This window comes from Streptomyces sp. NPDC012935, assembly GCF_042900345.1.
Lineage (GTDB): Bacteria > Actinomycetota > Actinomycetes > Streptomycetales > Streptomycetaceae > Streptomyces.
The window spans coordinates 224,914-244,022 of record NZ_JBIBBC010000007.1; the positions used below are offsets into that span (position 1 = coordinate 224,914).

Annotated in this window: 19 protein-coding genes; 18 read left to right on the forward strand and 1 reads right to left on the reverse strand. The window is 69.8% G+C overall.

Annotation, left to right across the window (positions count from 1 at the left end; all coding sequences use genetic code 11):
• Window positions 1-164 precede the first annotated feature (164 nt).
• The 5 genes from ACFY5C_RS19490 (at window position 165) to ftsH (ending at window position 8,025) form a co-directional block, all read left to right on the forward strand.
• Complete coding sequence (locus tag ACFY5C_RS19490; RefSeq protein ID WP_389445760.1) at window positions 165-1,511, forward strand: ammonium transporter; 1,347 nt, start codon at window positions 165-167, stop codon at window positions 1,509-1,511.
• The gene (locus ACFY5C_RS19495) at window positions 1,508-1,846 is read left to right on the forward strand and encodes a P-II family nitrogen regulator (protein ID WP_003997576.1); all 339 of its coding nucleotides are present in this window, start codon (window positions 1,508-1,510) and stop codon (window positions 1,844-1,846) included. The genes ACFY5C_RS19490 and ACFY5C_RS19495 overlap by 4 nt, the downstream gene beginning before the upstream one ends.
• Before the next feature lie 28 nt (window positions 1,847-1,874).
• Window positions 1,875-4,322, forward strand: coding sequence for a [protein-PII] uridylyltransferase (locus ACFY5C_RS19500; protein WP_389445762.1), 2,448 nt, complete (start codon window positions 1,875-1,877; stop codon window positions 4,320-4,322).
• Between the two features lie 84 nt (window positions 4,323-4,406).
• Window positions 4,407-5,960: a signal recognition particle protein gene (gene ffh / locus ACFY5C_RS19505; RefSeq protein ID WP_389445764.1), complete on the forward strand. Its 1,554-nt coding sequence runs from the start codon at window positions 4,407-4,409 to the stop codon at window positions 5,958-5,960.
• 127 nt (window positions 5,961-6,087) lie between these two features.
• Window positions 6,088-8,025, forward strand: coding sequence for an ATP-dependent zinc metalloprotease FtsH (ftsH, locus tag ACFY5C_RS19510; RefSeq protein WP_389445767.1), 1,938 nt, complete (start codon window positions 6,088-6,090; stop codon window positions 8,023-8,025).
• Window positions 8,026-8,028: 3 nt separating this feature from the next.
• Here ftsH and ACFY5C_RS19515 read toward each other — a convergent pair whose 3' ends face one another.
• Window positions 8,029-8,895: an SAM-dependent methyltransferase gene (locus ACFY5C_RS19515; RefSeq protein ID WP_389445770.1), complete on the reverse strand. Its 867-nt coding sequence runs from the start codon at window positions 8,893-8,895 to the stop codon at window positions 8,029-8,031.
• Window positions 8,896-9,092: 197 nt separating this feature from the next.
• On the opposite strand from ACFY5C_RS19515, the gene proS reads away from it, so the two are divergent.
• The 13 genes from proS (at window position 9,093) to lepB (ACFY5C_RS19580) (ending at window position 19,108) form a co-directional block, all read left to right on the forward strand.
• Window positions 9,093-10,508: a proline--tRNA ligase gene (gene proS, locus ACFY5C_RS19520; RefSeq protein WP_389445773.1), complete on the forward strand. Its 1,416-nt coding sequence runs from the start codon at window positions 9,093-9,095 to the stop codon at window positions 10,506-10,508.
• Between the two features lie 261 nt (window positions 10,509-10,769).
• Complete coding sequence (locus ACFY5C_RS19525; RefSeq protein WP_389445774.1) at window positions 10,770-11,366, forward strand: hypothetical protein; 597 nt, start codon at window positions 10,770-10,772, stop codon at window positions 11,364-11,366.
• A gap of 359 nt (window positions 11,367-11,725) precedes the next feature.
• A complete protein-coding gene (gene rpsP / locus ACFY5C_RS19530; RefSeq protein WP_328878942.1) occupies window positions 11,726-12,145 on the forward strand; it encodes a 30S ribosomal protein S16 in 420 nt (139 codons plus the stop codon).
• Between the two features lie 2 nt (window positions 12,146-12,147).
• Window positions 12,148-12,387, forward strand: a complete 240-nt coding sequence (locus ACFY5C_RS19535) for an RNA-binding protein (RefSeq protein WP_005479813.1) — start codon at window positions 12,148-12,150, stop codon at window positions 12,385-12,387.
• A gap of 126 nt (window positions 12,388-12,513) precedes the next feature.
• Window positions 12,514-13,065, forward strand: a complete 552-nt coding sequence (gene rimM, locus ACFY5C_RS19540) for a ribosome maturation factor RimM (protein ID WP_389445776.1) — start codon at window positions 12,514-12,516, stop codon at window positions 13,063-13,065.
• Window positions 13,065-13,898 carry a tRNA (guanosine(37)-N1)-methyltransferase TrmD gene (trmD, locus tag ACFY5C_RS19545; RefSeq protein WP_389445779.1) on the forward strand — a complete coding sequence of 278 codons (834 nt, stop codon included), beginning with the start codon at window positions 13,065-13,067 and terminating at the stop codon, window positions 13,896-13,898. The genes rimM and trmD overlap by 1 nt, the downstream gene beginning before the upstream one ends.
• A 134-nt stretch (window positions 13,899-14,032) precedes the next feature.
• Window positions 14,033-14,383: a 50S ribosomal protein L19 gene (gene rplS / locus ACFY5C_RS19550; RefSeq protein ID WP_004924850.1), complete on the forward strand. Its 351-nt coding sequence runs from the start codon at window positions 14,033-14,035 to the stop codon at window positions 14,381-14,383.
• A gap of 60 nt (window positions 14,384-14,443) precedes the next feature.
• Window positions 14,444-15,160, forward strand: coding sequence for a signal peptidase I (lepB, locus tag ACFY5C_RS19555; RefSeq protein ID WP_389445782.1), 717 nt, complete (start codon window positions 14,444-14,446; stop codon window positions 15,158-15,160).
• On the forward strand, window positions 15,153-16,244 hold the full coding sequence (lepB, locus tag ACFY5C_RS19560; protein WP_389445785.1) for a signal peptidase I: 1,092 nt from the start codon (window positions 15,153-15,155) through the stop codon (window positions 16,242-16,244). The genes lepB (ACFY5C_RS19555) and lepB (ACFY5C_RS19560) overlap by 8 nt, the downstream gene beginning before the upstream one ends.
• On the forward strand, window positions 16,132-17,118 hold the full coding sequence (gene lepB, locus ACFY5C_RS19565; RefSeq protein ID WP_389445787.1) for a signal peptidase I: 987 nt from the start codon (window positions 16,132-16,134) through the stop codon (window positions 17,116-17,118). Before lepB (ACFY5C_RS19560) ends, lepB (ACFY5C_RS19565) begins: the two co-directional genes overlap by 113 nt.
• Window positions 17,119-17,371: 253 nt before the next feature.
• Window positions 17,372-17,737 carry a hypothetical protein gene (locus tag ACFY5C_RS19570; protein WP_389445790.1) on the forward strand — a complete coding sequence of 122 codons (366 nt, stop codon included), beginning with the start codon at window positions 17,372-17,374 and terminating at the stop codon, window positions 17,735-17,737.
• Between the two features lie 89 nt (window positions 17,738-17,826).
• Window positions 17,827-18,234 (forward strand): hypothetical protein, encoded by a 408-nt coding sequence (locus ACFY5C_RS19575; RefSeq protein WP_389445793.1) that lies wholly within the window; start codon window positions 17,827-17,829, stop codon window positions 18,232-18,234.
• 127 nt (window positions 18,235-18,361) lie between these two features.
• Complete coding sequence (lepB, locus tag ACFY5C_RS19580; RefSeq protein ID WP_389445794.1) at window positions 18,362-19,108, forward strand: signal peptidase I; 747 nt, start codon at window positions 18,362-18,364, stop codon at window positions 19,106-19,108.
• Window position 19,109: the final 1 nt, after the last annotated feature.

The following is a 19,109-nucleotide window of genomic DNA, read 5'->3' on the forward strand; positions in this document are numbered from 1 at the left end:
TCATCGACGCGTAACACACAAGGCGCCTTCGTCACGGCGGCGAAACAACGAGGGGCTTCCACCGAAACGGCGCTGCGCCAATCTCATGGCGCATAACCGGCCCACCCCTCAATCCGCTCAGGCTTCGCCCGCACGGGGCCGTACCAATCGACGAGGAGACGCCGATGGCATCAGCCGCCATCACGCTTGCGGCGGACGCACCCACGCTGTCGTCCGCCAACACAGGCTTCATGCTCATCTGTTCCGCCCTGGTGATGCTCATGACCCCGGGCCTGGCCTTCTTCTACGGAGGCATGGTCCGCGTCAAGAGCACCCTGAACATGCTGATGATGAGCTTCATCAGTCTGGGGATCGTCACCATCCTGTGGGTGCTGTACGGCTTCTCCATGGCGTTCGGCACCGACTCCGGCAGCCTCATCGGCTGGAACTCGGACTGGGTGGGCCTCAGCAACATCGGCCTGACGGAGCTGTGGGACGGATACACCATCCCGATCTTCGTCTTCCTGGTCTTCCAGCTGATGTTCGCGATCATCACTCCTGCCCTGATCAGCGGCGCGCTGGCCGACCGCGTGAAGTTCACCGCGTGGGCGCTGTTCGTCGCGCTGTGGGCCACGGTCGTCTACTTCCCGGTCGCGCACTGGGTCTGGGGCGCCGGCGGCTGGGCCTTCGAACTGGGCGTGATCGACTTCGCCGGTGGTACGGCGGTCCACATCAACGCGGGCGCCGCGGCGCTCGGCGTGATCCTCGTCATCGGCAAGCGCGTCGGCTTCAAGAAGGACCCGATGCGTCCGCACAGCCTGCCGCTCGTCATGCTCGGCGCCGGTCTGCTGTGGTTCGGCTGGTTCGGCTTCAACGCCGGCTCGTGGCTGGGCAACGACGACGGCGTCGGCGCGCTGATGTTCGTCAACACGCAGGTCGCCACCGCCGCCGCCATGCTGGCCTGGCTGATCTACGAGAAGATCCGGCACGGCGCGTTCACCACGCTGGGCGCCGCCTCCGGCGCGGTCGCCGGTCTGGTCGCCATCACTCCCGCCGGTGGTGCGGTCAGCCCGCTCGGCGCGATCGCCGTCGGCGCCATCGCCGGTCTGCTGTGCGCCGTGGCCGTGGGCCTGAAGTACAAGCTCGGCTACGACGACTCGCTCGACGTCGTAGGTGTCCACCTGGTCGGCGGTGTCGTCGGCTCCCTGCTGATCGGCTTCTTCGCCAGCGGCAAGGGCCAGTCCGAGGTCGAGGGCCTCTTCTACGGCGGCGGCCTGACCCAGTTCTGGAAGCAGTGCGCCGGTGTCTTCGCGGTCCTGGCCTACTCGCTGATCGTCTCCGCGCTCCTCGCCTTCATCCTCGACAAGACCATCGGGATGCGGGTCTCCGAGGACGACGAGGTCGCCGGCATCGACCAGGCCGAGCACGCCGAGACCGCATACGACTTCAGTGGCGCCGGTGGCGGTGCCGCCCGTACGGCCGCCGCCCCGGCACCGGTCGGCGCGGCCGCGAGCAAGAAGGTGGACGCATGAAGCTCATCACCGCCGTCGTCAAGCCCCACCGGCTCGACGAGATCAAGGAAGCCCTCCAGGCCTTCGGAGTCCACGGCCTGACGGTCACCGAGGCCAGCGGCTACGGTCGTCAGCGGGGCCACACCGAGGTCTACCGCGGTGCCGAGTACACCGTGGACCTGGTCCCGAAGATCCGCATCGAGGTCCTGGCCGAGGACGACGACGCCGAGCAGCTGATCGATGTCATCGTCAAGGCCGCCCGTACCGGCAAGATCGGTGACGGCAAGGTCTGGTCCCTCCCGGTCGAGACGGCCGTACGGGTCCGGACCGGCGAGCGCGGGCCCGACGCGCTCTGAGGCAGGGAAACAGAACAGGAGTCGCTGGGTGACGAGTACGGACGTTTCCAAGGATGCAGAGGACTCGGGACCCAGCGGCTACGCGGCGGCCCGGCTGCGTCTCCTCACCGAGGGGGCGCGGTCCGGGCCGCCGCGCCGTACCGCCCTCGCGGAACTGACCGACGACTGGCTGACCGGCCTGTTCGCCGCCGGCGCCGAGGGGACGCGCGGCGTCTCCCTGATCGCCGTCGGCGGGTACGGGCGCGGCGAGCTGTCTCCGCGCAGCGACCTGGATCTGCTCCTGCTGCACGACAGCGGCGACAGCCGGGCGGTGGCCGCGCTGGCCGACCGCATCTGGTACCCCGTGTGGGACCTGGGCCTGGCCCTCGACCACTCCGTGCGCACCCCCGCCGAGGCCCGCAAGACGGCCGGCGAGGACCTCAAGGTCCAGCTGGGCCTGCTGGACGCCCGGCACATCGCGGGCGACCTGGGACTCACGGCCGGACTGCGTACGGCGGTCCTGGCCGACTGGCGCAACCAGGCACCCAAGCGGCTGCCCGAACTCCAGGAGCTGTCCGCCGAACGCGCCGAGCGCCAGGGCGAGCTGCAGTACCTCCTGGAACCCGACCTGAAGGAAGCGCGCGGCGGTCTGCGCGACGCCACGATCCTGCGCGCCGTCGCCGCCTCCTGGCTGGCCGACGCCCCGCGCGAGGGCCTCGACGACGCCCGGCGCCGGCTGCTCGACGTGCGGGACGCCCTGCACCTGACCACCGGGCGTGCGACCGACCGGCTCGCCCTGCAGGAGCAGGACCAGGTCGCCGCCGAGCTCGGGCTGCTCGACGCCGACACGCTGCTGCGGCAGGTGTACGAGGCGGCCCGGGTGATCTCGTATGCGAGTGATGTCACTTGGCGTGAAGTGGGGCGCGTTTTGCGCTCGCGCGCTGTGCGGCCTCGTCTGCGCGCCATGCTGGGTGGCGGGAAGCCGACCACCGAGCGCTCCCCGCTGGCCGAGGGCGTGGTCGAGCAGGACGGCGAGGTGGTGCTCGCCCGCGCCGCGCGCCCCGAACGCGACCCCGTGCTCCCTCTGCGCGCCGCGGCCGCCGCCGCGCAGGCCGGACTTCCGCTCTCCCTGCACGCCGTACGGCGCATGGCGGCCACCGTCCGCCCGCTGCCCACACCCTGGCCCGCCGAGGCGCGCGAGCAGCTGGTCACCCTGCTCGGCTCCGGCAGCCCCACCGTCGACGTCTGGGAGGCGCTGGAGGCCGAGGGGCTGATCACCCGCCTGCTGCCCGACTGGGAGCGGGTCCGCTGCCGCCCGCAGCGCAACGCCGTGCACATCTGGACCGTCGACCGGCATCTGATCGAGACGGCCGTGCGCGCCTCCGAGTTCACCCGCCGTGTCCACCGCCCCGACCTCCTCCTGGTCGCCGCGCTGCTGCACGACATCGGCAAGGGCTGGCCGGGCGACCACTCGGTGGCCGGCGAGATCATCGCCAGGGACGTGGCCGGGCGCATCGGCTTCGACCGCGACGACGTGAGCGTGCTCTCCACCCTCGTACGCCATCATCTGCTCCTCGTCGACACGGCCACCCGGCGCGACCTGGAGGACCCGGCCACCGTGCGCTCGGTCGCCGACGCCGTCGGCTCGCAGGGCACCCTGGAGCTGCTGCACGCCCTGACCGAGGCGGACGCCCTGGCCACCGGTCCGGCAGCCTGGTCGTCGTGGCGCGGATCCCTGGTCGCCGACCTGGTGAAGCGGGTCGCGGCCGTACTCGCCGGGGACGACCCGGACGAGCCCGAGGCCGCCGCGCCGACCGCCGAGCAGGAGCGGCTCGCCCTGGAGGCCATCGCCACCGGCAGTCCGGTGCTCGCGCTGCGTGCCCAGACCGAGCCGCCGACCGGGGAGCAGCCTGCGGGCGATCCCGAGCCGCTAGGCGTGGAGCTCCTCATCGCCGTACCGGACCAGCCGGGCGTGCTGCCCGCGGTGGCGGGCGTCCTGGCGATGCACCGCCTGACCGTCCGCACGGCGGAACTGCGCGCCCTGGATCTCCCGGACGGCGTCGACGGCTCCGTCCTGCTGCTGAACTGGTGGGTCGCCGCCGAGTACGGCTCCCTGCCGCAGGCCGCCCGGCTGCGCGCCGACCTCGTACGCGCCCTGGACGGCTCACTGGACATCGCGGGCCGTCTCGCGGAGCGGGACGCGGCGTACCCGCGCCGCCGGGGCGTGGTGGCGCCGCCACCGAGGGTGTCCGTCCACCCGGCGGCCTCCCGGCTGGCCACGGTGATCGAGGTGCGGGCCCAGGACGCCCCCGGGCTGCTCTTCCGGATCGGCCGGGCGCTGGAGGACGCGAGCGTGCGGGTGCGCAGTGCACATGTCAGCACCCTGGGCGCCAACGCCGTCGACGCGTTCTATGTCACAGGGCCGGAGGGGGCGCCGCTGCCCAGGGAGGAGGCGGCCTCCGTGGCCCGCAAGCTGGAGGAGACATTGCAGGGCTGAACGGGGGATCCCGGCAACCCGCGCCGCCGGGATACCCTGGAGGGCGATTGCCAGCCGCCACCGACCCCGAGGACCGCGAGCGCCGTGTTCGATACTCTTTCCGATCGCCTCTCAGCGACTTTCAAGAACCTGCGCGGCAAGGGACGGCTCTCCGAGGCGGACATCGACGCGACCGCGCGCGAGATCCGCATCGCCCTCCTCGAAGCGGACGTGGCTCTGCCCGTCGTCCGTACGTTCATCAAGAACGTCAAGGAGCGTGCCCTCGGCGCCGAGGTCTCCAAGGCGCTGAACCCGGCCCAGCAGGTCCTGAAGATCGTCAACGACGAGCTCGTCACGATCCTCGGCGGGGAGACCCGTCGCCTGCGGTTCGCCAAGCAGCCGCCCACCGTGATCATGCTGGCCGGTCTGCAGGGTGCCGGTAAGACCACCCTCGCGGGCAAGCTCGGCCGCTGGCTGAAGGAGCAGGGCCACTCGCCACTGCTGGTGGCCTGTGACCTCCAGCGCCCGAACGCGGTGAACCAGCTCAGCGTCGTCGCCGAGCGCGCCGGCATCGCGGTCTACGCGCCCGAGCCGGGCAACGGCGTGGGTGACCCGGTCAAGGTCGCCAAGGACTCCATCGAGCACGCCAGGACCAAGGTCCACGACATCGTGATCGTGGACACCGCCGGCCGCCTGGGCATCGACCAGGAGATGATGCAGCAGGCCGCCGACATCCGGGACGCGGTCTCGCCGGACGAGATCCTGTTCGTCGTCGACGCGATGATCGGTCAGGACGCGGTCAACACCGCCGAGGCCTTCCGCGACGGCGTCGGCTTCGACGGCGTGGTGCTCTCCAAGCTCGACGGTGACGCCCGCGGTGGTGCGGCCCTGTCGATCCGGCAGATCACCGGCAAGCCGATCATGTTCGCGTCGAACGGCGAGAAGCTCGACGAGTTCGACGCCTTCCACCCGGACCGGATGGCCTCCCGCATCCTCGACATGGGTGACCTGCTCACCCTGATCGAGCAGGCGGAGAAGACGTTCGACCAGGCCGAAGCCCAGAAGATGGCCGAGAAGCTGGCCTCCAAGAAGGGCCAGGACTTCACCCTCGACGACTTCCTGGCCCAGATGGAGCAGGTCAGGAAGATGGGCTCCATCTCCAAGCTGCTCGGCATGCTTCCGGGCATGGGCCAGATCAAGGACCAGATCAACAACCTCGACGAGCGGGACGTCGACCGCACGGCCGCGATCATCAAGTCGATGACCCCGGCCGAGCGCCAGGAGCCGACGATCATCAACGGCTCGCGACGCGCGCGTATCGCCCGCGGTTCCGGTGTCGAGGTCGGCGCGGTCAAGAACCTCGTCGAGCGGTTCTTCGAGGCCCGCAAGATGATGTCCCGCATGGCTCAGGGCGGCGGCATGCCGGGTATGCCGGGGATGCCCGGTATGGGAGGCGGCCCCGGCCGCACCAAGAAGGCCCCGAAGAAGGCCAAGGGCAAGCAGCGCTCCGGCAACCCGATGAAGCGCAAGCAGCAGGAGCAGGAGGAGGCCGCCCGTCGGGCCGCCGCCGCCCAGGCCGGCGGCGCCCTCGGTCTGCCGGGCCAGCAGGGCGGGCAGGACTTCGAGCTGCCGGACGAGTTCAAGAAGTTCATGGGCTGACGGTTCGTTTCGTACGGCTGTCCCGTCACGTACAGCCGTCCCGTTGCCTACGTCACTGGGGGCGCCCCTCGCTTTGGGGGCGCCCCCAGCGCATGCCGCGGCTCGGTATCTGCCGTAACGTCCAGATATGAGCAATGCCGCGCCGCCGCGCAAGGCTCCTGACCAGCCGTGGCGCACCGAGGGCACTCCGGACGAGCCGCCCGGGCGGCCCCGCGGCCGACGGATGCGCGGCCGTTGGTGGGGCCTGCTCCTCACCGCCGTGATCGTCTTCCTGCTCGCCTACCTGGGACTGACGTATTTCGACCGGGGCAACGAGCCGACGATCTCCTACACGGAGTTCAGCAGGCAGGTCGACGCCGGAAACGTCTCCAAGATCTACTCCAAGGGCGACGCGATCCAGGGCGAGCTCAAGAGCGCCCGGGACAACCCCGACGGCGACGGCGACTACACCAAGTTCAAGACGCAGCGCCCCGCCTTCGCGGACGACGAGCTCTGGCAGGACCTGAGCAGCCGCGACGTGACGGTGACCGCCGAGCCGGTCGTGCGGGAGCGCGGCGTGCTGTCCAACCTGCTGTTCTCCTTGATCCCGATCGCTCTGCTGCTCGCGGTCTGGATCTTCGTCGCCCGGCGGATGGGCGCGGGCCTGGGCGGCGCGGGCGGCATGCTCGGCCGCAAGGCGCCGCCGAAACCGGTGGAGCTCCAGCCGGGCAAGGAGCGCACGACCTTCGCCGACGTGGCCGGCATCGACGAGGTCAAGGGCGAGCTGGATGACGTCGTCGACTTCCTGGAGCATCCCGACGCGTACCGCAGGATGGGCGCGAAGATGCCGCGCGGCGTACTGCTCGCGGGCCCGCCCGGCACCGGCAAGACCCTGCTGGCCCGCGCGGTGGCGGGCGAGGCGGGCGTGCCGTTCTTCTCCGCCTCCGCGTCCGAGTTCATCGAGATGATCGTCGGCGTCGGCGCGTCCCGAGTCCGGGAACTGTTCGCCGAGGCGCGCAAGGTGGCGCCGTCGATCATCTTCATCGACGAGATCGACACCATCGGACGGATGCGGGGCGGCGGTGCCTCGGTGAGCGGCCACGACGAGCGCGAGCAGACGCTGAACCAGATCCTCACGGAGATGGACGGCTTCTCCGGCTCCGAGGGCGTCATCGTCATCGCGGCGACGAACCGAGCCGACATCCTGGACCCGGCGCTGACCCGGCCCGGCCGCTTCGACCGGGTGGTCAACGTCGCCCCGCCGGACCGCGGTGGGCGCGAGGCCATCCTGCGCATCCACACCCGCGAGATCCCCCTCGCCGAAGACGTGGACCTGACCCAGCTGGCCCGCACCACCCCGGGCATGACAGGCGCGGATCTGGCCAACCTCGCCAACGAGGCCGCGCTCCTCGCCGTCAAGCGCAAGCAGGACCAGGTGACCCAGCCGGACCTGTCCGAGGCCCTGGAGAAGGTGCAACTGGGCGCCGAGCGCACCCTGGTGATGCCCGAGGAGGACCGCCGGCGCACCGCGTACCACGAGAGCGGACACGCCCTCCTCGGCATGCTGCAGCCCGGCGCCGACCCCGTACGCAAGATCACCATCGTGCCCCGCGGCCGGGCGCTCGGGGTGACGATGTCGACCCCCGAGGTGGAGCGGTACGCGCACTCCGAGGGCTATCTGCGCGGGCGGATCATCGGCGCCCTGGGCGGCATGGCGGCGGAACAGGTGGTCTACGGGGTCGTCACCACGGGCGCGGAGAACGACCTCGAACAGGTCAGCAACATCGCGCGCGCCATGGTCGCCCGCTGGGGCATGAGCGAGCGCGTGGGACGGCTGTCCGCCCTGCCCAGCGACGCCCAGCAGGCGTACGGGCTCGCGGCAGCCCCGCAGACCCTCGACGTGATCGACGCCGAGATGCGCCGGATCGTCGACGAGTGCTACGAGGAAGCCTGCCGCAAACTCCGCGACCACCGCGGGCAGTTGAACGCCCTGGCCGAGGCGCTGCTGGAGAACGAGACGCTGGAGGAGGCCGACGCGTACCGGATCGCGGGGATCACGCGGCTGAAGAAGGACGACGCCCGGTAGGGCTCAGGGCACGCGGGCGATCAGGTACCGGAACACGTTGGGCATCCATACCGTGCCGTCCTGCCGCAGGTGCGGATGCAGCGCCTCCGTCACCTCCTTGTCCACCTGGGCCTGGTCGGTCGCCGCGATCGCCGCGTCGAACAGCCCCGTCGACAGCAGTCCCCGTACGGCACTGTCGACGTCCGCGTACCCGAACGGGCAGGCCACCCGCCCGGAACCGTCGGGCCTGAGGCCCGCGCGCTGGGCGACCTCCTCCAGGTCGTCGCGCAGGGCGGGGCGCCAACTGCCCGTACTGCGCAGGGGATCGGCCAGCTTGGTGGCCACCCGCAGCACGGACGACGTGGCACAGCGCTCCGGCGGGCCCCAGCCGGCGAGCACCACGGGCGCCCCGCGCTCGGCGAGCGGCGTCACGGCCGCGAGCGCCTCACCGAGCCCTTCCGAGTCACCCGCCAGGCATCCGATGGGCTCGAACGCGGTCACCAGCGTGTACGCGGGCGTCCGCGCGCCGGCCGCGGCGGCCAGGTCGCCGGGCGAGCCGTCCATGAGCCGGGCCTCGCCATGCGCGCGCGTGCCCCCCGCCTCGGGCAGCAACCGCTGCCGCGCGAGGGCCAGCCGTTCGTGGGAGGAGGACTCGACACCGGTCACGGCCGCGCCTCTGCTCGCCGCCATCAGCAGGGCGAGGCCGCTGCCGCAGCCGAGGCCCAGCAGTCGGGTGCCGGTGCACACTTCCACTCGCTCGTAGACGGCCTCGTAGAGCGGAACCAGCATCCGCTCCTGGATCTCGGACCAGTCACGCGCGCGTGCACTCGGGTTCACACGGGGCGTCGCGCCCGCATGAGGTGGGTGCTGCCGCACGAGCGTAGGTGTCATCTAAAGCGCCCCAATCCGCCGAGAGTTGCCGCTGTACCTGATTTCGTGGCCCCCGTGACATGCGCTCACATCCCCCCGTATGCCAGGAAACTCCGCACCCGTCGCTGCGTCCAGGGGTCGCGGAGCCCGGCTTGTGAGATCCCTGCGTTCGTGGCCAAAATTCACATTCCGGCAACGTGGACCCGTACCATCGCGCCATGGCAAAGGCACCCGTACTCACGCCACGGGCGGACGACTTCCCGCGCTGGTACCAGGATCTGATCGCCAAGGCGGAGCTGGCCGACAACGGCCCGGTGCGCGGCACGATGGTCATCCGGCCGTACGGGTACGGGCTGTGGGAGCGGATGCAGGCCGAGATGGACTCCCGGATCAAGGCGACGGGCACGCAGAACGCGTACTTCCCCCTCCTCATCCCGCAGTCGTATCTCACGCGGGAGGCGGACCACGTCGAGGGCTTCGCGCCGGAACTCGCGGTCGTCACGCACGGCGGCGGCAAGGAGCTCGAGGAGCCGGCGGTCGTCCGCCCCACCTCCGAGATGATCATCAACGACTACTTCTCGAAGTGGGTGCAGAGCTACCGCGACCTGCCCCTGCTGATCAACCAGTGGGCGAACGTGGTCCGTTGGGAACTCAGACCGCGTCTCTTCCTGCGCACGACCGAGTTCCTGTGGCAGGAGGGCCACACCGCGCACGCCACCTACGAGGACGCCCGCGACTTCGCCGCGCACATCCACCGCGCGGTCTACGAGGACTTCATGGTGAACGTCCTCGCGATGGACGTCGTCCCCGGCCGCAAGACCGTCAAGGAGCGCTTCGCCGGCGCCGTCAACACCCTCACGCTCGAAGGCATGATGGGCGACGGCAAGGCCCTGCAGATGGCCACCAGCCATGAGCTGGGGCAGAACTTCGCCAAGGCCTTCAACACCTCGTACCTGTCGAGGGACGGCGCCCAGGAACTGGTCTGGCAGACCTCCTGGGGCTCGACCACCCGCATGATCGGCGCCCTGGTGATGATGCACGGCGACGACAACGGCCTGCGGGTGCCGCCGCGCCTCGCGCAGATCCAGGCCGTCGTCCTCGCCATCAAGGGCGACGAGGCGGTTCTGGCCAAGGTCCGCGAGATCGGCGACCAGCTGAAGGCGGCCGGTATCCGCGTCCACGTCGACGACCGCACCGACACCCCCTTCGGCCGCCGCGCGGTCGACTGGGAGCTCAAGGGCGTGCCCGTCCGCATCGAGGTCGGGCCCCGTGACCTGGAGAACGGCACCGCGATGCTGGCCCGCCGCATCCCCGGCGGCAAGGAGCCGATCGCGATCGAGGATCTCGTACGACTGCTCCCCGCCGTCCTCGAGGAGGACCAGGCGCTGCTGCTGACCCAGGCCCGCGAGCGCCGCGAGTCCCGCACCACCGACGTGACGACGATCGAGGACGCGATCGACGCGGCCGTCGCCGGCGGCTGGGCACGTGTCCCGTGGGCGACGCTCGGCGAAGAGGGCGAGGTCAGACTGGCCGAGCACGCGGTGACCGTACGGTGTCTGGTCGCCGAGGACGGGTCGGTGCCGGACGCCGAGGACGCACCCGGTAACGTCGCCGTCGTTGCGCGCGCATACTGAGACGACGCCCGGGTGGAAGAAGACCGGCCGAAACGCCTCTTGCGCATGCGCGGACCCCAGCCGCACCGGCGCGTGGACGGGGCGTACGCGCCGGGGCGTACGTCAGACTACGCACCGGCTTGGTATGAGCTGTGAGGCTTCTCCGCAGATCAGCGCACCCGCCCTCGTCCGGGCGCATCATTCGCAACTGACGGGTACGTGCAAATTATTTGGGATGCCCCGGAATCGGAACACAGCGGCACCCCGGCTCGTTGTCATTACGTGAGCACGACACAGACACCACCTGTACTCGCCGCAGAGCTGGCGCAGGCGTGGGCCGATATTCAGCGGTACCACCCCGAGCTGCCGGATCTCGCCGCGCCAGAGTCCCTGATCGGGGAGTCGTCGTCCGCGTGCGGTCACGAGCTCTCCTTCGAGCGACTGCTTCATGAGGCAGTCCATGGCATCGCCGCCGCGCGCGGCGTCCGCGACACCTCCCGGGCCGGCCGCTACCACAACCGCAGATTCCTCGCCGTCGCCGAGGAGCTGGGCCTGGACCACCCCGAGGAACCGCACCCGAGCAGCGGTTTCTCCCTGGTCACGCTCAACCCCGAGGCCAAGCGCCGCTACCGCCCGACCATGGAACGCCTTCAGCGCGCCCTGAAGGCCCACACGGCGGCCACCTCCGCCGACACGAGCAGGACCTTCCGGGGCCCGGCCGCCCGCCACGGCTCCTCCGGGGGCGGAGTCCGCGTCAAGGCGGTCTGCGACTGCGGCCGTAACGTCCGGGTCGTCCCGTCGGTGCTGGCGCAGGCGCCGATCGTGTGCGGCGGCTGCGGGAAGCCGTTCCGGATTCCCGAGGTGGTCGGAGCGGCGTAGCGACGCCTCGTCGGACACCGGCATCTCGTGGCTGCCGGTTCAGTACGTGGCGTCGACGCCGGGGTGCCGTTGCACAGTCGTATCGGCCGTATCGACGGCACCCCACCAGCGCCGGGCTGCGCGCCCCACCCGACGGCACCCCCTGTCGCCGGGTGTCTCGCAGGCATGCCCAGGCACCCTCGCCGCCCCTCGGCTCAAAAGCGCCCCGCAGGGTGTGGCACAATGGCTAGCTGTACTCGACAGCCGCACAGGAACCCTCTCGCCTCCGGCTGACGCGTCCATCGGGCACTCGGGTACCGCAACCCCACGCGGCAGTCTCGCCGTGCCCAACCACGTCAAAACCAGGAGAACCCACTCCCGTGGCAGTCAAGATCAAGCTGAAGCGTCTGGGCAAGATCCGTTCGCCTCACTACCGCATCGTCGTCGCCGACTCCCGCACCCGCCGTGACGGCCGTGCGATCGAGGAGATCGGCAAGTACCACCCGACGTACAACCCGTCGGTGATGGAGGTCGACGCCGAGCGCGTGGCGTACTGGCTCGGTGTCGGCGCCCAGCCGACCGAGCCCGTCCTCGCCATTCTGAAGAAGACCGGCGACTGGCAGAAGTTCAAGGGCGAGCCCGCCCCGGCTCCGCTGCTCGTCGCCGAGCCGAAGAAGGCGCGCCCGACGTTCGAGGCCCTCAGTGGCGAGGACGAGGGCAAGGGTGAGGCGATCACCCAGAAGAAGAAGGCGGAGAAGAAGGACGAGGCTGCCGCCGAGTCCGCGTCGGCCGAGGCCTGAGCATGCTCGAGGAGGCTCTCGAGCACCTCGTGAAGGGCATCGTCGACAACCCTGACGATGTGCAGGTCGCCTCGCGCGACCTGCGTCGCGGGCGTGTGCTGGAGGTCCGGGTCCACCCCGACGACCTCGGTAAGGTGATCGGCCGCAACGGCCGTACCGCACGCGCTCTGCGCACCGTCGTGGGCGCCATCGGCGGCCGCGGTGTCCGTGTCGACCTAGTCGACGTGGACCACGTCCGCTGACGCCGAACGCAGCACCGGCTCGGGCCGGGGAGGGCCACTGGGCCGTCCCCGGCCCGTAGTCGTACGGGCGGTTCATGGCCGTCGTATGCGTCGTACGGCCAGTCGCATGACAGGAGAGCAAGCACAGTGCAGCTGGTAGTCGCACGGATCGGCCGCGCCCACGGCATCAAGGGCGAGGTCACCGTCGAGGTTCGCACCGACGAGCCGGAACTGCGGCTCGCCCCCGGCGCCGTCCTGGCCACGGACCCGGCCGCCACCGGGCCGCTCACCATCGAGACCGGCCGCGTCCACAGCGGCCGCCTCCTCCTGCGCTTCGAGGGGATCAGGGACCGCACCGCCGCCGAGGCGCTGCGCAACACCCTCCTCATCGCCGAGATCGACCCGGACGAGCTGCCCGAGGAAGAGGACGAGTACTACGACCACCAGCTCATGGACCTGGACGTGGTGACCGTGGACGGCATCGAGGTCGGTCGTATCACCGAGATCTCGCATCTGCCCTCCCAGGACCTCTTCATCGTGGAGCGGCCCGACGGGAGCGAGGTGATGATCCCCTTCGTCGAGGCGATCGTCACCGAGATCGACCTGGAGGAGCAGCGCGCCGTCATCGCCCCGCCCCCGGGTCTGATCGACGACAACGCGGAGATCGCCTCTTCCCGAGACGCGGAGGCCGAGGGCTGATGCGGCTCGACGTCGTCACGATCTTTCCCGAGTACCTGGAGCCCCTGAACGTCTCCCTCGTCGGCAAGGCACGCGCGCGTGGGCAGCTGAACGTCCAGGTGCACGACCTGCGTACCTGGACGTACGACCGCCACAACACGGTCGACGACACCCCGTACGGCGGCGGCCCCGGCATGGTCATGAAGACCGACCCCTGGGGCGACGCACTGGACTCCGTCCTGGCCGACGGCTACGAGACGGGCTCTGGCGGGCCCTGCCTGATCGTCCCCACCCCCAGCGGCCGCCCCTTCACCCAGGAACTCGCCGTGGAACTCTCCGAGCGGCCCTGGCTGATCTTCACGCCGGCCCGCTACGAGGGCATCGACCGCCGGGTGATCGACGAGTACGCGACCCGTATGCCGGTGCACGAGGTGTCCATCGGGGACTACGTCCTCGCCGGCGGCGAGGCGGCCGTACTGGTCATCACCGAGGCCGTGGCGCGCCTGCTGCCCGGCGTCCTGGGCAACGCCGAGTCCCACCGGGACGACTCCTTCGCGCCCGGCGCGATGGCGAGCCTCCTGGAGGGTCCCGTCTACACCAAGCCGCCCGAGTGGCGCGGCCGGGACATCCCCGACGTGCTGCTCAGCGGCCACCACGGCAAGATCGCCCGCTGGCGGCGTGACGAGGCTCTCAGGCGTACGACGGCCAACCGGCCCGACCTGATCGAGCGTTGCGACCCCAAGGCCTTCGACAAGAAGGACCGCGAGATGCTCTCCATCCTGGGCTGGATGCCCGACCCGGAGGGGGAGCGGTTCGGCCGATTTTGGCGCAGGACCGAGAGCGTGGAAGAATAGGCCGCTGTTGTGCGCCGTCCGGCATGCGCCCCTGCCACAGGGGGACACGACGCCCGCCCCGACGCGAACAGCATCCTCACGAAGAATCTATCTCCCGCCTATGACCTGTGGCATGGGCGAAGAAAGCAGACGAAATGTCTCACCTGCTCGACTCCGTCGACTCCGCGTCGCTGCGCAGCGACGTTCCGGCCTTCCGCCCGGGCGACACCGTCAACGTCCACGTCCGCGTCATCGAGGGCAACCGCTCCCGTGTGCAGCAGTTCAAGGGCGTTGTCATCCGCCGCCAGGGCGCCGGCGTTCGCGAGACCTTCACGGTTCGCAAGGTCTCCTTCTCTGTCGGCGTCGAGCGCACCTTCCCGGTGCACACCCCGATCGTCGAGAAGATCGAGCTCGTGACCCGCGGTGACGTGCGTCGCGCCAAGCTGTACTACCTGCGTGAGCTGCGCGGCAAGGCGGCGAAGATCAAGGAGAAGCGCGAGAACTGAGCGCTTTCGGGGGATCACCCCCGCGGGGTCCCCAGCGGGGCCGGATAACATCTGGCCCCGATGGACACCGAAGCACAGCCGACGGAGCGCGACCGCTCCTCCCGCCCTTCCGACTCCGAGGCGATCTCGGACACCGAGGGACCGGAGGGGCGGTCGCGCTTCGCGTTGCTGTCGCGGATCGCCGCGTGGGTCCCGGGCGGGCGGATCAGCCTGACTCTGCTGGTCTTCCTGGTCTTTCTGCTGCTGCTCAACACGTTCGTGCTGCGGCCGTTCGAGATTCCCAGCGGATCCATGGAGTCCGGATTGAGGATCGGCGACCGCGTTCTCGTAAATAAGTTGGCGTACCGTTTCGGTGCCGAGCCGCGACGCGGCGATGTTGTCGTGTTCGACGGAACTGGGTACTTCGGGGATGCGGACTACGTCAAGCGCGTTGTGGGTGTGGGGGGAGACCACGTGGTCTGCTGTGACAAGGAGGGGAGGGTCCAGGTGAACGGCCGGTCGGTCGACGAGTCGACATTCCTGCACCCCGGCGACAGCCCGTCCACGGTGCCCTTCGACGTCGTCGTGCCCGACGGCACCCTTTTCCTCCTCGGCGACCACCGCAGCGAGTCCAGCGACTCCCGCGACCACCTCGGCTCGCCCGGCGGCGGCATGATCCCGCTCGACGACGTCATCGGCCGCGTCGACTGGGTCGTATGGCCGACCGCCCACTGGACCCGCCTGGACCGTCCGGACGCCTACGCGCGCGTGCCCGCAGCGGAGGGCGCGCATGGGTAACCGTGGCAAACCGCGCGGCGTCGCGAGCAGCCCCGCCGAGAACCTGCTGCCCACCGGCTCCCGGCGCTCAGCCAGCCCCGCCGGCGGTCGTACGCGCGCGGAGCGGCGCAAGCTCCAGCGCAAGGTCAAGCGCCGCCGCAGGCGTTCCGCGATCAAGGAGATACCCCTCCTCGTCGGCGTCGCGGTCCTCATAGCGCTGGTCCTGAAGACATTCCTCGTCCAAGCCTTCGTGATCCCGTCCGGCTCGATGGAGCAGACGATCCAGATCGGCGACCGTGTTCTGGTCGACAAGCTCACCCCCTGGTTCGGCTCCGAGCCCGAGCGCGGGGACGTCGTTGTCTTCAAGGACCCCGGCGGCTGGCTCCAGGACGAGCAGACGACGGTGAAGAAGGAGGACCCGGTCGTCATCAAGCAGGTCAAGGAGGCGCTCACCTTCATCGGCCTGCTGCCGTCCGAGGACGAGAAGGACCTCATCAAGCGGGTCGTCGGGGTCGGCGGCGACCGCGTCAAGTGCTGTGACACGCAAGGGCGGGTCACCGTCAACGGCGTTCCCCTGAACGAGGACTATCTGTATCCCGGCAACGCCCCCTCCAAGACGGAGTTCGACATCACCGTCCCGCAGGACCGGCTGTGGGTGATGGGCGACCACCGCGCCAACTCCGCGGACTCCCGCGTACACCAGAACCAGGGCTACGGCGGCACGGTCTCCGAGACCGAGGTCGTGGGACGGGCCATGGTCATCGCCTGGCCCTTCGGTCACTGGAACTCACTCGAGGAACCTAAAACTTACGCATCGGTGTCCGACGCGGCGACCGGGTCGACCGCGGCCGCCCAGCAGTCGCATAGGGTTGCTTCCGACGAATCGATCGGAACGATTCAGCTCCCGAGCCCTGCGGAACTCCCGCTCGTTATGGGAGTGGTGGGCCTGCACCGTCTCTCGGTCAGGCAGCGGCAGAGAGTGAGGAGTTGGCGTGGGGGATGTGGCTGTTGGCGCACGATCCGGGCACGACGGCGAGGAGCACCGCGGACGCCCCGTGGGAGCAGCCGACCCGGCCGCGGACGGCGCCGTGACCTCCGGGAATGACCCCGGAGCGGCCGGCGACGGCGAAGGGTCCGGCGGGCGGCCGCCGGCCGACGGTCAGGGGTCGGGCGGGGCTTCCCCCCAGTCGAAGAAGCAGCGCTCCTTCTGGAAGGAGCTGCCCATCCTGATCGGTATCGCGCTCGTCCTCGCGCTGCTGATCAAGACGTTCCTGGTACAGGCGTTCTCGATCCCCTCCGACTCGATGCAGAACACCCTCCAGCAGGGTGACCGCGTCCTGGTCGACAAGCTCACCCCCTGGTTCGGCTCCGAGCCCGAGCGCGGCGAGGTCGTCGTGTTCCACGACCCCGGTAACTGGCTCAGGGGCGAGCCGACCCCGGATCCCAACGCACTGCAGACGTTCCTCAGCTGGATCGGCCTGATGCCGTCGGTGGAGGAGAAGGACCTGATCAAACGCGTGATCGGGGTCGGTGGAGACACGGTTGAGTGCCAGGGGACCGGTCCGCTGAAGGTCAACGGCAAGGCACTGAACGAGCCGTACGTGTACCCCGGCAACACACCCTGCTCGAACGACGACTCGGGTGGTCAGTTCAAGGTCAAGATTCCTCAGGGCTACCTCTGGGTCATGGGCGACCACCGACAGAACTCGCGTGACTCGCGCTACAACCAGGGCGAGAAGTACCACGGCATGGTCCCGGTCGAGGAAGTCATTGGACGCGCCATCGTGAAGGCCTGGCCGATCGACCGCTGGGACACGCTGCCCGTGCCTGACACCTTCGACCAGCCGGGGCTCGACCAGCAGGCCGCCGCCGCTGCGACACCGTCCGACGCGCTGAATACGGTCGCTTTCGCGAGCGTTCTCCCCGTGGCGTTGTGGCGGCGCCGGCCCGCCCGGACTTCCGCCGGAGCTGCTGAATAGCCGGACGAAGACGGCTCGGTATCACAACGCCGACTCCCAGGGCCCTAGAGGTGGACGCGAGATCCCACCGCTGGGGCCCCTTCTTTTCTCCGAGCGCGACATCACGAGATGGTCACATTCGGATACTTGTTCCCCCCTCTGAGTGGCTGCTGTTAATCTTCGATCTTGTTCGAGCGGTGAAGATCAGTTGAACTGTGGGGGTCTAGTGAAGAAGTTTCGGCTTGCTGGGGCACTGGTCGGTGGGGTTGCGTTGGTGGGGCTTGCCAACTCGCCGGCCCTGGCGGCAACGGACGTGACGGTGTACGGACCGAGCTTCAAGGCGGGCTGCTCGTACGCCTCCGCCGGGCACTTCGCGTCCTACGGTGAGACGTTCACCGTGTACGACAAGTGCGCCGACGGCTGGGCCGCGGTGGTGAAGGTGGATGTCGCGCCCTACAAGTCCAACGGCGGGTACGACTTCCTCATCTGGAACCCCAACTCGGCCGACGGCTCCCCGGTGACCGTGAACAAGAGCTACGCCGAAGGAACCGGCGTCTGCATGCAGGCGGGATCGGGTGAGTACTCCAGCGGGGAAACGGGCTCGAACGCGTGGGGCTACTGGAGCTGCGGCGCGGCCTGATCTTCCACTGTGAGCTGGTCCCAGGGGGCTCGCCCCTCCTGGGACCAGCCGCATTCGGGCGCTGGGATCAGTTGAACTTTGGGGGTCTTGTGAAGAAGTTTCGGCTTGCTGGGGCACTGGTCGGTGGGGTTGCGTTGGTGGGGCTCGCCAACTCGCCGGCCCTGGCGGCAACGGACGTGACGGTGTATGGGGCGAGCGCCAAGACGGGCTGTCCGAACTCTTCCGCCGCGCACTTCGCGTCCTACGGTGAGGTGTTCACCGTGTACGACAAGTGCGCGGAGGGCTTGTCAGCGGTGGTGAAGGTGGATGTCGCGCCCTACCAGTCCAACGGTGGCTATGACTTCGCCATCTGGAACCCGAACGGTGCGGACGGCTCTCCGGTGACGGTCAACAAGAGCTATGCCGAGGGCACTGGGGTCTGCATGCAGGCGGGCGCGGGCGAGTACCGCAGCGGAGAGTGGGGCTACTGGGGCTACTGGAGCTGCGGTACGGCCTGATCTTCCTCTTTGATGCCTACCGGGACCGTGGTGGTCTCCGCGCGATTCAGGATCTCGCGAAGACCACCACGGTCCCTTTTTCGTGCCGCGATAGGGTGCGGGCGCGGACTGCGGGATGGGAGTGGATGTGGGCAGCACTGGACGTGACAAGGGGAAGTCGGGCGCCGATCCGGGCGGAATAGTGTCCGGATTGGCGGTGGCCCTCGGCCTTGTGCTGTTCCTGGCCGGGTTCGCCTGGGGAGCGGTGGTCTACCGGCCGTACACCGTGCCCACCAGTTCGATGGCGCCGACGATCGGCGCGGGGGACCGGGTGCTGGCCCAGCGCGTCGACGGCGGCGAGGTGCGCCGCGGTGACGTCGTCGTCTTCACCGACAAGACCTGGGTGACCAACGCCCCCGTCGTCAAGCGTGTGGTCGCCGTCGGCGGTGACACGGTCGCCTGCTGCACGGACGGCAAGCTCACCGTCAACGGCAAGCAGATCGACGAGCCCTACCTGGCCGAGGACAGCCTGGCCGAGATCCAGAACTTCCCGACGGTGACGGTGCCGAAGGGCCGGCTCTTCCTGCTCGGCGACGAGCGCAGCGGCTCCCTGGACTCCACGGCCCACCTCACGGACGCCGCCAAGGGCACCGTGGCGCGCAGCGCCGTGTCGGCCCGCGTGGACGCCGTCGTCTGGCCCATGGACGGCATGCTGGAGCCCGCCACCAGCTTCGAGCAGCTCGGCTCGCTGTCGTCACCGGGGCCGCTGCGGACGATGGTCGCGCTGATCGTCGGCGGGGGCGTACTCGTCCTGGCCGGCGGGGCCTACGGCCCGATCGCGAAACGGCTGAGCAAGCGCTCCCGGCCCGGTGTGGAGCCTGCGGGTGCCCGCTGAG

Excerpts from the sequence above, each read along its gene's own strand:
- ACFY5C_RS19490 (WP_389445760.1), top strand. The coding sequence starts at position 165 with ATGGCATCAGCCGCCATCACGCTTGCGGCGGACGCACCCACGCTGTCG.
- ACFY5C_RS19495 (WP_003997576.1), top strand. The coding sequence starts at position 1,508 with ATGAAGCTCATCACCGCCGTCGTCAAGCCCCACCGGCTCGACGAGATC.
- ftsH (WP_389445767.1), top strand. The coding sequence starts at position 6,088 with ATGAGCAATGCCGCGCCGCCGCGCAAGGCTCCTGACCAGCCGTGGCGC.
- ACFY5C_RS19515 (WP_389445770.1), bottom strand. The coding sequence starts at position 8,895 with ATGACACCTACGCTCGTGCGGCAGCACCCACCTCATGCGGGCGCGACG.
- proS (WP_389445773.1), top strand. The coding sequence starts at position 9,093 with ATGGCAAAGGCACCCGTACTCACGCCACGGGCGGACGACTTCCCGCGC.
- ACFY5C_RS19535 (WP_005479813.1), top strand. The coding sequence starts at position 12,148 with ATGCTCGAGGAGGCTCTCGAGCACCTCGTGAAGGGCATCGTCGACAAC.
- trmD (WP_389445779.1), top strand. The coding sequence starts at position 13,065 with ATGCGGCTCGACGTCGTCACGATCTTTCCCGAGTACCTGGAGCCCCTG.
- rplS (WP_004924850.1), top strand. The coding sequence starts at position 14,033 with ATGTCTCACCTGCTCGACTCCGTCGACTCCGCGTCGCTGCGCAGCGAC.
- lepB (WP_389445782.1), top strand. The coding sequence starts at position 14,444 with ATGGACACCGAAGCACAGCCGACGGAGCGCGACCGCTCCTCCCGCCCT.
- lepB (WP_389445785.1), top strand. The coding sequence starts at position 15,153 with ATGGGTAACCGTGGCAAACCGCGCGGCGTCGCGAGCAGCCCCGCCGAG.